This is a genomic window from Rhizobium sp. SVR5-2C, assembly GCF_056755115.1.
In genome coordinates this window covers 1-264 of the sequence record NZ_JBNDHT010000428.1, presented here as the reverse complement: position 1 = coordinate 264, position 264 = coordinate 1, and the positions used below count along the sequence as shown (strand labels likewise).

Here is a 264-nt window from a genome sequence, read left to right as displayed (position 1 = left end):
GCCTTGTAGCGCGGACCGATCGCCTTATCGAGGGCCGTCTGCGCCTTCTGAGATAGCGGCACATCGAAAACGCCGCTTTCGATCGTTGCGATGACGGCGCCGAGGATGATTGCAAGAAGGGTGAAGAAAACCAGCGTCATGCGGCAGACATGCCAGACATGAGAACGATTGCGGCTGGTGCGTTCCGGGGGGACATGCACGATCATGGGATCATCGACCTGGGCGGAAGGCAGATGATCGAGTGAAACGAGATCCTTTTTACGG

1 protein-coding gene is annotated in these 264 nt (G+C 57.6%); it reads right to left on the bottom strand.

Features of this window, described 5'->3' with window-relative positions; all coding sequences use genetic code 11:
* The coding region (locus tag ACPYOI_RS36390; protein WP_481424219.1) for a hypothetical protein at window positions 1–264 on the bottom strand (264 nt) is incomplete at both ends.